This is a genomic window from Pacificibacter marinus (assembly GCF_900109555.1).
Taxonomy (GTDB): domain Bacteria; phylum Pseudomonadota; class Alphaproteobacteria; order Rhodobacterales; family Rhodobacteraceae; genus Celeribacter; species Celeribacter marinus_C.
Window position 1 is genome coordinate 92,042 of the sequence record NZ_FNZV01000014.1, and the last position, 14,121, is coordinate 106,162.

The following is a 14,121-nucleotide window of genomic DNA, read 5'->3' on the forward strand; positions in this document are numbered from 1 at the left end:
ATGGCAGATCTAACAAGCGAATTTTGCGGTATTAAATCCCCCAACCCATTTTGGTTGGCCTCTGCGCCCCCCACAGACAAAGAATACAATGTGCGTCGTGCGTTCGAGGCAGGTTGGGGCGGCGTTGTTTGGAAAACACTTGGCGAAGAAGGCCTGCCCGTGGTCAACGTCAACGGGCCGCGGTACGGCGCGATTTACGGTGCTGATCGCCGTCTTTTGGGGCTCAACAATATTGAGCTGATCACGGATCGCCCTTTGGAAGTGAACCTTGCTGAAATGACACGCGTCAAAAAGGATTATCCTGATCGCGCGTTGATCGCGTCTGTGATGGTGCCTTGTGACGAGAAAAGCTGGAAAGACATTTTGCCCCGTATTGCCGAAACTGGCTGCGATGGGTTTGAGTTGAACTTTGGGTGTCCACACGGGATGGCCGAGCGCGGCATGGGATCGGCCGTTGGCCAAGTGCCTGAGTACATTGAAATGGTGACGCGCTGGTGTAAAGAGGCGACCGGCCTGCCAATCATTGTTAAGTTGACACCAAACATCAGCAATATTTTGCTGCCAGCAGAGGCGGCTAAACGGGGTGGTGCGGATGCCGTGTCTTTGATCAACACGATCAATTCGATTTCCAGCGTCAATCTGGACAGCTTTTGCCCTGAGCCGATGATTGATGGTAAAGGCACACACGGCGGTTATTGCGGCCCTGCGGTTAAACCGATTGCGATGAACATGGTTGCCGAAATTGCACGCAACCCCGAAACGCACGGTTTGCCGATTTCAGGTATTGGTGGCGTCACCACATGGCGTGATGCGGCTGAATTCTTGGCGCTTGGCGCGGGAAATGTACAGGTTTGTACAGCTGTGATGACTTATGGTTTTAAAATCGTTGAAGAAATGATTTCTGGCCTGTCAGAGTATTTGGACGAAAAAGGCATGACATCGGTTGCAGAACTTTCTGGTAAAGCTGTACCTAATGTGACCGATTGGCAGTATTTGAACCTCAATCACGTGACAAAAGCGGTTATAGATCAAGACGAATGTATCTCATGTGGGCGTTGTTATGCGGCCTGTGAAGATACTTCGCACCAAGCAATTTCGATGACGTCAGACCGTGTGTTCGAGGTGATGGATGACGAATGTGTCGCCTGTAACCTTTGTGTCAATGTCTGCCCGATTGAAGGCTGTATCACCATGAAAACACTTGAACCTGGTGATTTGGATGAGCGCACGGGCAAGATTGTATCCAAAGATTACGGCAATTGGACCAAACACCCCAACAATCCGTCAGCGACAGCGGCAGAATAACACAACACATCGACCTCCGCCGCGTTGTGCGGTGAGGGGAAACTGCCTAATCCCCGTGCGGAAACGCGCGGGGATTTTGTATGGGCACATTTAGTGGGGCCGCGTTTTGCACGCAGTGAATGTGGCAATTTCAATGGATTCGAAACGTTCTCGTTCGAAAAGAACCGCATCGCATTGGCGTGTTTTGATCTGTGTTGTGCCTGATGAACCCGATCCCTAAAGCATTTTTCGAATGTGACACATGTTTATTCGAACCCACTTGACCGATTATACGGTGTGGTGATTGTTCCAGCTTGTCCTGCGTAGGCTGCTTCGCGATCTTGAACCTCTGTTTGTGTCGCATATTGCGGCGCAATGAATTGCGCCACTGGCTGTGGTGCCGTGTCTTGCGTCACATTTGTGTCTGTATCGCGTACATCGCGCCGTGATGTTGGCGTTTGTTCCGTTTCTTGTTCGCTTGGGCGCGTGGTCTCATCTTTTTGTGGCACTGGCGCTATGGCGCTTCCGTCAAATTGCATGGCACGCTTTGCTTCAACCCGCGCGATGACAGTACGAAGGTCGCTTTCCATTTCCAATACGCTGGTTTGAAACGATGGCGTTGGTCCCGTTAACATATTGGGGTCAAATTGCGCACGTGCTTTGGACGCCTCGCGAGGATCGCGCGGCGCGTAGGCACCAGATTCTTCTTGAACCTGTTTCGTCTTTGTATTGGTATCGCCATTCTGGCCGGGCAAATTTGCCCCTTTGTTAAATGTCGCCGAACTGTCGCTGGCAAGCGCTGCGACCGCTGGAACTGTTGGCTCTGGTTGGTCGAGAGGAGGTCTGTTTGAAAACCCACCGCCACCGAAAGCCGGCACGCCAAGTATATCGGACATGCTGAACTCCTTTTCATCGGAGCCCCCACATGAATCTTTCTAAAGTATTACGGTGTCCAAGGGGTTAATACTCACAGATATTTAACATTTTGGTTAATGCAAGCTGTCCGTTTCGGACTTATTTCTCAGTGTTTGGGGACAACATTTGCCGAAAAAGTCGATCCAAAAAGACACGCGCATCGTCAAAGTGTGTTTCGCCATCTGTCACGATAATGCCGCGAATTTGCGCATCAAAATCCGCGTAGTGCTGGGTTGTGGCCCAAATCGAAAAAATCAGGTGATAGGGATCAACCTTGGCGATCCTGCCCGCGTCAGACCAGCCTTTGATCACGGACGTTTTTTCATCCACGAGTGACTTCAATTCGCCGTCTATTTTATCTGTAATATTGGGCGCACCCTGAACAATTTCATTAGCAAACAAGCGGCTTTCGCGCGGGTATTCACGAGCCATGCTGAGCTTACGCAAAACATAGGCCAAGATTTCTTCGATGGGGTCGCCAGCTGCATCAAGTTCACGCAGCGGATCAAGCCATGTCACCATTAAGCGGTCAATCAACGCACGGTGAATTGCGACTTTCGAGGGGAAATAATACAGTAAATTAGGTTTGGAAAGCCCTGCCTCAACCGCGATTTGATCAAGTGTTGCACCCCGAAATCCGTGCCCTGAAAATACATCTAGAGCAGCTTCAAGAATTGTCTCGTGGTTTTTCTTTTGGATTCGTGTGCGAGGTGTCTTTCCTAACATTGGTTGGCGATTCCTTTTGTGCGCGTAAAGTTTGTTCTTACAGCTATAGGGTTGCTGAAAAAAACGCTATTCCCAAGGGGATATGCCTTAATTTTGCACAAAAACATAACCTGCATGGTTTTAAGGCATATGACAGTCCTTGACCCATTCTGGCTCACTGTTAACGTAGTCTTGACCAATTGGTCAAAGTGGCGGTTTGCACTCTTGTGTGTTCGCGCACTCTGGTTAAGGTTCCCTGTAACACGCAATGCTCAAACGAAACTGTGAGGTGAAATATGGCTATGGACGGTGACACGCGGCCAAATGATTTGTCGGCATTTTGGATGCCATTTACATCAAATCGTCAGTTTAAAAAACAGCCCCGTATGTTCGTTTCTGCTGATCGCATGCATTATACGACGTCTGATGGGCGTCAGGTTTTGGATGGCACAGCTGGACTTTGGTGCTGTAATGCTGGGCACAATCGCCCGAAAATTGTTGAAGCGATTCAAAAACAAGCGGCTGAGCTTGATTACGCGCCAGCATTCCAGATGGGGCACCCCAAAGCGTTCGAGCTTGCGACAAAACTTGTCGATATGGCGCCAGCACCGTTTGAACATGCCTTTTTCACCAACTCAGGTTCTGAATCTGTTGAGACAGCGCTTAAAATGGCATTGGCGTATCATCGTGCGCGCGGCGACAGTGCGCGGACCCGTTTGATCGGACGCGAACGTGGCTATCATGGCGTGAATTTCGGCGGCATTTCTGTTGGCGGTATCGTTAATAATCGCCGCATGTTCGGCACGCTTTTGACTGGCGTTGATCACTTGCCTCACACCCATTTGCCAGAGAAAAACAGCTTTGTGAAAGGCCAGCCTGAGCATGGCGGCTATCTGGCGGATGATCTTGAACGGATCGTAACACTGCATGGGGCAGAGACGATCGCAGCAGTGATTGTCGAACCTATGGCGGGGTCAACAGGGGTTCTTTTGCCACCAAAAGGTTATCTTGAGCGCCTGAGAGAAATTTGTACCAAACATGGTATTTTACTTATTTTTGATGAGGTTATCACAGGGTTTGGTCGTCTTGGATCAAGCTTTGCTGCCGAATATTATGGCGTGATGCCCGATTTGATTACCTGTGCCAAAGGTCTGACGAATGGTGTCATTCCAATGGGGGCCGTGCTGGCCACCAAGCAAATTCATGATGCGTTTATGCAAGGGCCAGAAGAAGCGATTGAGCTGTTCCATGGCTACACCTATTCGGGCAATCCTATGGCGGCTGCGGCAGGTTTGGCGACGCTTGACACCTACGCCGAAGAGGGGCTGTTTGAACGGGCCGCGGGACTTGCCCAATACTGGGAAGATGCGCTGCACAGTCTGAAAGGTCTGCCGCATGTGATCGATATTCGCGGTATGGGTTTGATCGGTGCTGTGGAATTGCAATCCATTCCGGGTGCGCCAACAAAGCGCGCTTTTGATGCCTTCTTGAAGTGTTATGAAAAAGGCGTGTTGATTCGGACCACGGGCGACATCATCGCGATGTCACCGCCTTTGATCATCGAAAAAGAACACATCGACACATTGATCGGCACATTGGCCGATGTGCTTAAAACGCTTGAGTGATCCCTTGGGGGTTACTCAATAATTAATAAAAGCAGCGCGGGGGCACCGACCATAAGCCCTGTGATGATTGCGAGTGACGTTGTGAGACCTTTGAACATGCGTTCCTCCATTGGTTTGTAACCAAGAGGTAGAGCGCGGTTCAGGTTTGACAATATAAATGGCCGCAAATTTATGCGGCGCGAAAGAAAGACGGAGTACTCCAGATGACCACGCCCACCGACAAAACTAACATGCGTATCGATGGAACGCGTCTTTGGGACACGTTGATGGATATGGGCCAAGTGGGCCCTGGAATTGCAGGCGGCAACAATCGCCAAACGCTGACCGATGAAGACGCCGCAGGGCGCGCTTTGTTCCAGTCGTGGTGTGAAACCGCGGGTTTGAGCATGAGCGTTGATACTATGGGCAACATGTTTGCAACGCGTGCTGGCGAAGATCCTGATGCGTTGCCCGTGTACATGGGATCGCACCTTGATACCCAGCCGACAGGCGGCAAATACGATGGCGTTTTGGGGGTACTTGGCGGATTAGAAGCCATGCGCACGATGAATGATCTGGGTCTTAAAACCAAGCATCCTATCGTTTTGACCAATTGGACCAACGAAGAGGGCACGCGTTTTGCACCTGCAATGTTGGCCTCTGGCGTCTTTACAGGGAAGCACACCCAAGACTGGGCCTATGACCGTGTTGATGCCGAAGGCAAACGCTTTGGCGATGAATTGAAACGGATCGGTTGGCTCGGTTCTGAAACCGTGGGCTTGCGTAAAATGCACGCCATGTTTGAGCTGCACATCGAACAAGGTCCAATTTTGGAAGCTGAACACAAAGATATCGGCGTTGTCACACACGGGCAGGGGCTGCGCTGGGTTCAATGTACAGTGACGGGTAAAGAAAGCCACACGGGGTCAACTCCGATGCCGATGCGCAAAAACGCAGGGCGCGGATTGGCACGGATCACTGAGTTGGTGCATGAAATTGCGATGAAACACCAACCCAATGCGGTTGGCGCCATTGGGCATGTCGATGTGTATCCGAATTCGCGCAATATCATTCCGGGCAAAGTGGTGTTCACCATCGATTTCCGGTCGCATTTACAAGATGTGATCGATGCGATGCTGGAAGAATTCTACGAGAAAGCGCCGAAACTGTGTGAAGACATTGGTGTCTCGCTTGAAACCGAAATCGTAGGCCAATTCAATCCGCCAGCCTTTGATGAAACCTGTATCGCAGCAGTGCGCACTGCGGCTGAAACACTGGGCTACAGCCACATGGATATCGTGTCAGGCGCGGGCCATGATGCGTGTTGGATCAATGACTTATACCCAACATCAATGATCATGTGCCCCTGTGTCGATGGCCTGTCGCACAACGAAGCCGAAGAGATCAGCCCCGAATGGGCCGCCGCTGGCACGGATGTTTTGCTGCATGCCGTTTTGGCAACTGCTGAGATTGTAGAATGAGTATTTGAACCAAGAAAAAGCTGGCGCGCGAGATAAGACGCGCTGCATTTCAAACTGGGAGACTTAAAAATGACCAAAGTGATCAAAGGCGGCACCATCGTCACAGCCGATCTGACGTATGAGGCTGACGTAAAAATCGACGGCGACAAGATTATCGAGATCGGTCCCGATTTATCGGGCGATGAGGTGATTGACGCCACGGGGTGCTACATCATGCCCGGCGGGATTGATCCGCATACGCATCTTGAAATGCCGTTTATGGGCACCTATTCCACCGACGATTTTGCCTCTGGCACGCGTGCCGCTCTGGCCGGTGGCACCACAATGGTTGTTGATTTTTGTCTTCCAAGTCCCGGGGAAAGCTTGCTCGACAGCTTGAAAGTTTGGGACAATAAATCTGCACAAGCCGCCTGCGATTACTCCTATCACATGGCGATCACATGGTGGGGCGAGCAGGTTTTCGATGAGATGAAAATCATCACCGAAGAAAAAGGCATCAACACTTTCAAACACTTCCTTGCTTACAAGGGCGCTTTGATGGTGAATGATGACGAACTTTACAGCTCGTTCAAACGCTGCGCTGAATTGGGGGCCACTCCGCTGGTTCATGCCGAAAACGGTGATGTGATTGCCGAATTGACCGCGCAACTTTTAGCCGAAGGCAACACTGGGCCCGAGGCGCACGCCTATTCACGGCCGACCCAAGTCGAAGGCGAGGCCACAAACCGCGCCATTATGATCGCCGACATGGCTGGCGCGCCTTTGTACGTTGTGCATACGTCTTGCGAGGAAGCGCATGAAGCCATTCGTCGTGCGAAAATGCAGGGCAAACGCGTGTGGGGCGAGCCTTTGGTACAGCATCTCGTGTTGGATGACTCTGAATATTCAAACGAAGATTGGGATCATGCCGCGCGCCGCGTTATGTCGCCTCCGTTTCGCAACAAACAGCACCAAGACAGCCTGTGGGCGGGACTTGCATCGGGCTCATTGTCCTGTGTCGCAACCGATCACTGCGCCTTTACCACGGAACAAAAACGCTTTGGCGTCGGCGACTTTTCCAAGATCCCAAATGGCACGGGTGGTCTAGAAGATCGCTTGCCTGTGTTGTGGACCAAGGGCGTGAACACGGGCCGTATCACCATGAATGAATTCGTGGCTGTGACCTCGACCAACATCGCGAAAATTCTCAACTGCTACCCACAAAAGGGTGCTGTTTTGGTCGGTTCTGACGCTGATCTGGTTGTATGGGATCCAAAGGCCAACAAGACAATCACCGCCGACACGCAAGCCTCTGCTATTGATTACAACGTGTTCGAAGGGATCGAAGTGACAGGCCTGCCGCGCTACGTTTTGAGCCGTGGGTATGTGGCCGTCGACAACGGCACTTTGAAAGCCAAAGAGGGCCACGGTAAATTTGTGGCCCGCGACGCCAATGGATCGGTGAACACCGCATTGTCGAAATGGAAAGACCTGACGGCGCCGCGCCCAGTTGAGCGCAGCGGTATTCCAGCGACAGGCGTGTAAAATACGGGCAGGCTGCCCGCGGTGGCCTGCACACGACAGGGATGAATGACAGACCTCACAACAAGTGAGGCGGAAAGACCAGCTATGCAAAAGCCAGTTATCGATGTGTCCGGCGTGGACCTGACGTTTCAGACCAACGATGGTCCGATCCATGCGCTCAAGGATGTAAACCTTGAGATCAACAAGGGGGATTTCGTGTCTTTTATCGGCCCGTCAGGGTGCGGAAAGACCACGCTTTTACGCTGCATCGCAGGACTTGAGACACCGACAGGTGGCACGTTGACCGTTAATGGATTGTCGCCAAATGAAGCCCGCAAAGCGCGGTCATATGGCTATGTGTTTCAAGCTGCTGGGTTGTACCCGTGGCGGACAATTGGCGGGAATGTGAAGCTTCCGCTTGAGATTATGGGCTTTTCTAAAGAAGAACAGATCAGACGCGTGCGCAAAGTGCTTGAACTTGTCGATCTCGAAGGGTTCGAGAAAAAGTACCCTTGGCAGCTTTCTGGCGGCATGCAACAGCGCGCATCGATTGCGCGGGCGTTGGCATTTGATGCTGATATCTTGTTGATGGATGAACCGTTTGGGGCGCTGGATGAGATTGTGCGTGACCACTTGAATGAACAGGTTTTGAAACTTTGGGCGCGGACCGAGAAAACCATCGCTTTCGTCACCCATTCCATTCCTGAAGCCGTATATCTGAGCACCAAAATCGTGGTCATGTCGCCGCGTCCAGGGCGGATCACCGACATTATCGAAAGCCCTCTGCCCAAAGAGCGGCCCTTGGATATTCGCGATAGCGCTGAGTTTATCGAGATCGCGCATCGCGTGCGAGATGGGTTGCGCGCAGGGCATGAAGGGTAGGGGCACGTTATGAAACTGCGCCAATCTGCTTTTCCAATTCTCACTGTGATCGCCGCTTTGCTTGTCGTTTGGTACGGCGCGACCATCAAAATGAATTCCACATGGACCTATGATCAGGCCGCGCGCGCGGGCACAGAACCTAGCTTTTCTGAAGTTGTCAGCGATACGATGCAACAATCCCGTCCGCTGCTGCCTGCACCACATCAGGTGGTGTCCGAGCTGTGGAAAACCACGGTTGAGAAAAAGATCACCTCAAAACGGTCATTGGTTTACCAAGGCATTATCACCCTGAAAACAACACTTTGGGGTTTCACTTTGGGTATTTTTATAGGCGTCAGCTTGGCTGCGATTATCGTGCTTAGCCGTGTCGGGCGGCTCAGTTTGATGCCATGGGCGATCATTTCGCAAACCATTCCGATCGTGGCCTTGGCGCCTATGATCGTGATTTTAAGCAACGCTGCAGGGGCGGGCACTTTGTTGGTGCCCAAAGCAATCATCGCGGCGTATCTAAGTTTTTTCCCTGTGATGGTGAGCATGGTAAAAGGTCTATCGAGCCCTGATCACATGCAGTTGGATTTGTTGCGCACCTATGGCGCACGCCCCAATGCGGTGTTTTGGAAGCTGCGCGTGCCTGCGTCGATGCCCTATTTCTTTGCGTCGCTCAAAGTTAGCGTTGCCGCTGCATTTGTTGGCGCCGTGGTGGGCGAATTGTCTACCAGTGCGATTGCAGGGCTTGGCGCCCGAATGCTGATTGGGTCGCAATTTGGTGAGCCGATGATCATGTGGGCAGCACTGTTTGCCGCTGCAATTTTGGCCGGACTTTTGATATTCACCGTGGGCGGGGTTGAGAAAATCCTGCGCCGCGCCATGGGGGGACGGGCAGTATGAACCGGTCTGACACGCAATTTGAACGCATCGCTTATCCTGTTGGTTTTGGGCTTTTGGTTCTACTGTTGTGGGAAATATCCGTACGTGTCTTCGGCATTTCGCCAGCGCTTTTACCAGCGCCCAGTGCGATTGGTGCTGCCATCGCGGGCTCTGTGCCAATCTTGTGGGGCGACTGGGTGCAGACCGTGATCAAAGGCGCGATGAATGGCCTTTGGATGGGCGGTATCGCAGGTGTCGCTTTGGCTTTGGTGATCGACAGATTTGCGTTTCTCAAACAAGGGCTCATGCCTGTCGCTAACTTTTTTGCCGCCTTGCCGATTGTCGGATTGGCCCCCATCATGGTGATGTGGTTCGGGTTTGATTGGCATTCAAAAGCGGCTGTGGTGGCGATCATGGTGTTTTTTCCAATGTTGGTGAACACTCTTGGCGGCCTTGCTGCGACAGATTCTATGCAACGCGACTTGATGCGAACCTATTCGGCGGGGCATATCGCGACGCTTTTGAAATTACGTATTCCTGCTGCGCTCCCTTTCGTTTTTAATGGTCTTAAAATTGCGACCTCTTTAGCGCTGATTGGGGCCATTGTTGCTGAATATTTTGGCTCTCCGATCCGCGGAATGGGATTTCGCATCACCACAGAGATGGGGCGCTTGGCAACGGACATGGTATGGGCTGAAATCTTTATATCAGCTCTCACAGGCACCGCTCTTTACGGGTTGGTGGCACTTATTGAAAAGAGGGTGACCTTTTGGCACCCCTCACAACGCGGGTAACCGCATAAAAATTGCACAAGGAAAACCTTGGCAGTTCAACAACTTGGAGGTTGTACTATGAAAAAGCTACTCTTGAGCGCGACAGCGCTGGCAGCCATGACAACAGGCGCATTTGCGGCTGATGATGTGACGCTCCAACTTAAATGGGTCACGCAGGCACAATTCGCAGGCTATTATGTTGCGTTGGAAAAAGGCCTGTACGAAGCCGAAGATTTGAACGTGACCATCAAACCTGGTGGGCCTGATGTGGCGCCAGTGCAAGTGTTGCTTGGCGGCGGTGCTGATGTGATGGTCGACTGGATGCCATCCGCTTTGGCCGCTCGTGAAAACGGTGCGCCAGTGGTGAATATCGCGCAACCTTACAAATCATCGGGCATGATGTTGACCTGTTTGAAAGAAAGCGGCGTGACATCACCCGAAGACTTTGCTGGCAGCACTTTGGGCGTTTGGTTCTACGGCAACGAATACCCGTTCCTCAGCTGGATGAGCAAGCTTGGCATTGCGACAGACGGATCTGAGGGCGGTGTTAACGTACTTAAGCAAGGCTTTAACGTTGATCCATTGCTGCAAAAACAAGCAGCTTGTATTTCGACGATGACTTACAATGAATATTGGCAGGTGATTGATGCTGGTATTTCCCCTGATGAACTCGTGACATTTAAGTACGAAGATCAAGGCGTTGCGACATTGGAAGACGGCTTGTACGTGCTTGAAGACAGCCTGACAGATGATGCGTTCAAAGACAAAATGGCACGTTTTGTAAAAGCATCTATGGCGGGCTGGACTTGGGCTGCTGAAAACCCCGAAGAAGCCGCTGAGATTGTGCTTGAGTATGATGAAACTGGCGCGCAGACCGAAAAGCACCAAATTCGCATGATGGGTGAGGTTGCTAAATTGATTGAGGGCTCAACAGGCGCTCTTGATATAGCCGACTACGATCGCACGGTTGCATCCTTGTTGTCTGGTGGTTCTGATCCTGTGATCACCAAAACACCTGAAGGGGCTTACACAACTGAAATCACCGACATGATGATGAAGTAAGCTACTTTGCAGATATGAGACAGAAAAGCCTTGCACTCTGCGGGGCTTTTTTGTGATTTTACAGGTGTGGAAGGGGGCGATTTGAAGACGGCAAGTGCGCGTTACAACAGTGAAGCAGGTGGAATTTGCACACGTCGCGCTCCACTGCGCAGCTTAAAGCGTGCCAGATCAGGTGCTCGACCTTGATCTATTGTTCCCAAGTCAAGTCGCGTGATGCCTTCGTTTTTGAGCGCTTGCATGGCATGCCATAAAATCAAGTTGTGAGCATTGTGCGCACGTCCCTCTGGTCCTGTATGACCAATATGATAGGTTGCGGAATTCCCGTGTGTGATAAATAGCATCTGCGCATCAGTCGCTGTGAACAATCGCAAAGATTTGGGGGCAACTTCTTGAAGTGCCAATGTAAACTCTGGTGGAATAGCATGGTATTTGGCTGTGGATTGGCGTTTCTTTTCGGCCTGTAACAATGGCATAAGCGCAGCTGGCATGGTCGTAATTTGAGCCACTTTTGTTCGTGCTTTCTCGGCTTTTTTTAATCCGTTACGCCATTTTACGTGCATATTTTGACGCAAGATATCTGTGGGTAACGCGAGATCAATGTCACAAAGCGTTACGGCGCGCGACAGTGGAAAACCCCGAATTTTTTGCGCAGGGGTGAGGATGGTTAAAGACAAAGCGGGCAGGGCCCGTTTGATACATTTTAGTACCAATCCATGATTGCCCTCGGTCAAAAAGCACGGGCCGCGCGTGGCCAAGTTGAATTCAACACCTGTTATTGTGCGATTGATCATTTGCACGGTGCCTACGCAAATACCGTCATCATAGATCGCAAGGCGGCGAACGTTGCGTCCCAACCGCTTTGCCGCCGCACCATAAAGCCAACGTTGCGACAGCGGCGCTTGGCTGAGATCACACAAGCGATCCCACTCTTTTGGTGTGGTGACGATATCAGCTTTCATCCCCTAGCAGTGTCGTGCAAAAGCGAATTTTTGGTTAACGGAGTCCAGTTTCGGCAGTGTTAGAGATGTGAAAGGCCGCCTGTAAAAAGCGGCCTTTGCAAGATATTGATCAGCCCAGAGGCGATCAGATGTTGTGGATCGAATTACTGATCAATTCTTCGACAACGGCTGGTTCGGCGAGAGTTGAGATGTCGCCCATCGTGCTTGTGTCGTTTTCGGCGATTTTTCTTAGGATGCGGCGCATGATTTTGCCGGATCTGGTTTTGGGCAAGCCTGGGGCCCATTGGATGAAGTCAGGTTTGGCGATGGGGCCGATTTCTGTGCGGACCCATTTTTCCAATTCCTTTTTCAAGTCGTCAGACGGGGTTTGATCGTTCATCAATGTGACATAGGCGTAGATGCCTTGGCCTTTGATTTCATGAGGAAAACCGACGACTGCGGCTTCGGCCACGGCGGCGTGAGCGACCAGTGCACTTTCGACTTCGGCGGTGCCCATGCGGTGGCCTGAGACGTTGATCACATCGTCCACGCGACCGGTGATCCAGTAGTATCCATCGGCATCGCGGCGACAGCCATCGCCCGAGAAATAGTAGCCTTTGTACTGTTGGAAATAGGTCTCTTGGAACCGCTCATGATCGCCCCAGATGGTGCGCATTTGACCGGGCCATGAGTCCTTGAGACACAGCACACCTTCGGCTTCAACCGAGGTGATTTCTTCGCCTGTTGTTGGGTCCAAAATCACAGGTTGCACGCCAAAGAATGGCAACGTGGCAGAGCCCGGTTTGGTGGGCACAGCGCCGGGCAGGGGTGCCAAAAGGTGCCCGCCTGTTTCAGTCTGCCACCACGTGTCGACGATCGGCGCTTTGCCTTTGCCGACCACATCGTTGTACCAATTCCACGCTTCGGGATTGATCGGTTCGCCCACGGTGCCCAGCACTTTGATGTCGGACAGATCGTACTTTTCGACAAAGTCATTGCCATGCGCCATCAACGCGCGCAAAGCCGTCGGCGCGGTGTAGAATTGGTTCACTTTGTGCTTTTCGCACACGGCCCAGAACCGGCCAGCGTCGGGGTATGTCGGCACGCCTTCGAACATCACTGTCGTGGCGCCGTTGGCCAGTGGACCGTAGACAATATAGCTGTGGCCCGTGACCCAGCCGACATCTGCGGTGCACCAAAACACATCGCCATCGTGGTAGTCGAACACGTATTTGTGGGTCATAGCCGCATAAGCCAAATAGCCGCCAGACGTGTGTACCACGCCTTTGGGTTTGCCTGTCGAGCCAGATGTGTAGAGCACAAACAGCGGGTCTTCGGCGCTCATCGGGCGGGGCGGGCAGTCAGGTGAAGCGTGTTGCATCAGATATTTGACGTCGACATCGCGACCATCGATCCAAGTGATTTGATCGCCGGTGTGTTTGACCACAAGGCAGCGCACTTTGTCAGAGCAATGCAGCAAAGCTGCGTCAGCGTTGGATTTAAGCGCTGTTTTGCGCCCGCCACGCGGGGCAGAGTCGGCGGTGATCACCACTTTGGCACCACTGTCGTTGATGCGGTTGGCAAGCGCATCAGGGGAAAATCCAGCAAAAACAATGGAATGGATCGCGCCAATGCGGGCGCAGGCGAGCATGGCATAGGCGGCTTCGGGGATCATCGGCAGATAAATCACCACGCGATCACCGCGCATCACCCCTTGGGACAAAAGCACATTGGCAAAGCGATTTACCTTTTCCGATAGCTCTTTATAGGTGATGTGCTGCGCGTCAGCATTGGGATCATCAGGTTCGAAAATGATCGCAGTTTGCAAAGCACGGGTCGGTAAATGGCGGTCGATACAGTTGGCTGAGACGTTCAAAACGCCGTCCGCATACCATTTGATATCGACTTTTCCGAACTCGAAACTGGTTTGTTTGACTTGGGTGAAGGGTTTGATCCAATCCAAAATCTTACCCTGCTCGCCCCAAAACGCATCAGGATCAGACACAGACGCCGCATACATCGCATCATAGCCCGCGCGATCAATATGAGCCGAGGCCGTAAATGCCTCATCCGGTGAATAGGTCGTGTCGGTCATGGTGTTCCTCCC

Annotated in this window: 12 protein-coding genes; 8 read left to right on the top strand and 4 right to left on the bottom strand. The window is 52.0% G+C overall.

All coding sequences use genetic code 11. The annotated features are described in order from the left end of the window. Positions 1-1,305 carry an NAD-dependent dihydropyrimidine dehydrogenase subunit PreA gene (gene preA, locus BM025_RS15930; protein ID WP_085850053.1) on the top strand — a complete coding sequence of 435 codons (1,305 nt, stop codon included), beginning with the start codon at positions 1-3 and terminating at the stop codon, positions 1,303-1,305. A gap of 245 nt (positions 1,306-1,550) precedes the next feature. Here preA and BM025_RS15935 read toward each other — a convergent pair whose 3' ends face one another. Beyond that, entirely contained in the window at positions 1,551-2,180 is a 630-nt protein-coding gene (locus tag BM025_RS15935; RefSeq protein WP_085850054.1) for a hypothetical protein, read from the bottom strand. Between the two features lie 118 nt (positions 2,181-2,298). Next, positions 2,299-2,925 (bottom strand): TetR family transcriptional regulator C-terminal domain-containing protein, encoded by a 627-nt coding sequence (locus tag BM025_RS15940; protein WP_085850055.1) that lies wholly within the window; start codon positions 2,923-2,925, stop codon positions 2,299-2,301. Between the two features lie 275 nt (positions 2,926-3,200). Here BM025_RS15940 and aptA point away from each other — a divergent pair, with 275 nt between their 5' ends. The 7 genes from aptA (at position 3,201) to BM025_RS15975 (ending at position 11,076) form a co-directional block, all read left to right on the top strand. Further along, positions 3,201-4,529 (top strand): omega-aminotransferase AptA, encoded by a 1,329-nt coding sequence (gene aptA / locus BM025_RS15945; protein ID WP_085850056.1) that lies wholly within the window; start codon positions 3,201-3,203, stop codon positions 4,527-4,529. A 203-nt stretch (positions 4,530-4,732) separates the two neighbouring features. After that, the gene (locus tag BM025_RS15950; protein WP_085850057.1) at positions 4,733-5,989 is read left to right on the top strand and encodes a Zn-dependent hydrolase; all 1,257 of its coding nucleotides are present in this window, start codon (positions 4,733-4,735) and stop codon (positions 5,987-5,989) included. 69 nt (positions 5,990-6,058) lie between these two features. Continuing rightward, a complete protein-coding gene (gene hydA / locus BM025_RS15955; RefSeq protein ID WP_085850058.1) occupies positions 6,059-7,513 on the top strand; it encodes a dihydropyrimidinase in 1,455 nt (484 codons plus the stop codon). Positions 7,514-7,597: 84 nt separating this feature from the next. Then, entirely contained in the window at positions 7,598-8,374 is a 777-nt protein-coding gene (locus BM025_RS15960) for an ABC transporter ATP-binding protein (RefSeq protein WP_085850059.1), read from the top strand. Positions 8,375-8,383: 9 nt separating this feature from the next. Beyond that, positions 8,384-9,262 carry an ABC transporter permease gene (locus tag BM025_RS15965; RefSeq protein WP_085850060.1) on the top strand — a complete coding sequence of 293 codons (879 nt, stop codon included), beginning with the start codon at positions 8,384-8,386 and terminating at the stop codon, positions 9,260-9,262. After that, positions 9,259-10,035 (top strand): ABC transporter permease, encoded by a 777-nt coding sequence (locus tag BM025_RS15970; protein ID WP_085850061.1) that lies wholly within the window; start codon positions 9,259-9,261, stop codon positions 10,033-10,035. Before BM025_RS15965 ends, BM025_RS15970 begins: the two co-directional genes overlap by 4 nt. 57 nt (positions 10,036-10,092) lie before the next feature. Continuing rightward, the gene (locus tag BM025_RS15975; protein ID WP_085850062.1) at positions 10,093-11,076 is read left to right on the top strand and encodes an ABC transporter substrate-binding protein; all 984 of its coding nucleotides are present in this window, start codon (positions 10,093-10,095) and stop codon (positions 11,074-11,076) included. Positions 11,077-11,177: 101 nt separating this feature from the next. On the opposite strand, the gene BM025_RS15980 is transcribed toward BM025_RS15975, so the two are convergent. Next, the gene (locus BM025_RS15980) at positions 11,178-12,035 is read right to left on the bottom strand and encodes a GNAT family N-acetyltransferase (RefSeq protein WP_085850063.1); all 858 of its coding nucleotides are present in this window, start codon (positions 12,033-12,035) and stop codon (positions 11,178-11,180) included. A 124-nt stretch (positions 12,036-12,159) separates the two neighbouring features. Next, positions 12,160-14,109, bottom strand: a complete 1,950-nt coding sequence (gene acs / locus BM025_RS15985; RefSeq protein ID WP_090875419.1) for an acetate--CoA ligase — start codon at positions 14,107-14,109, stop codon at positions 12,160-12,162. Between the last annotated feature and the right edge of the window lie 12 nt (positions 14,110-14,121).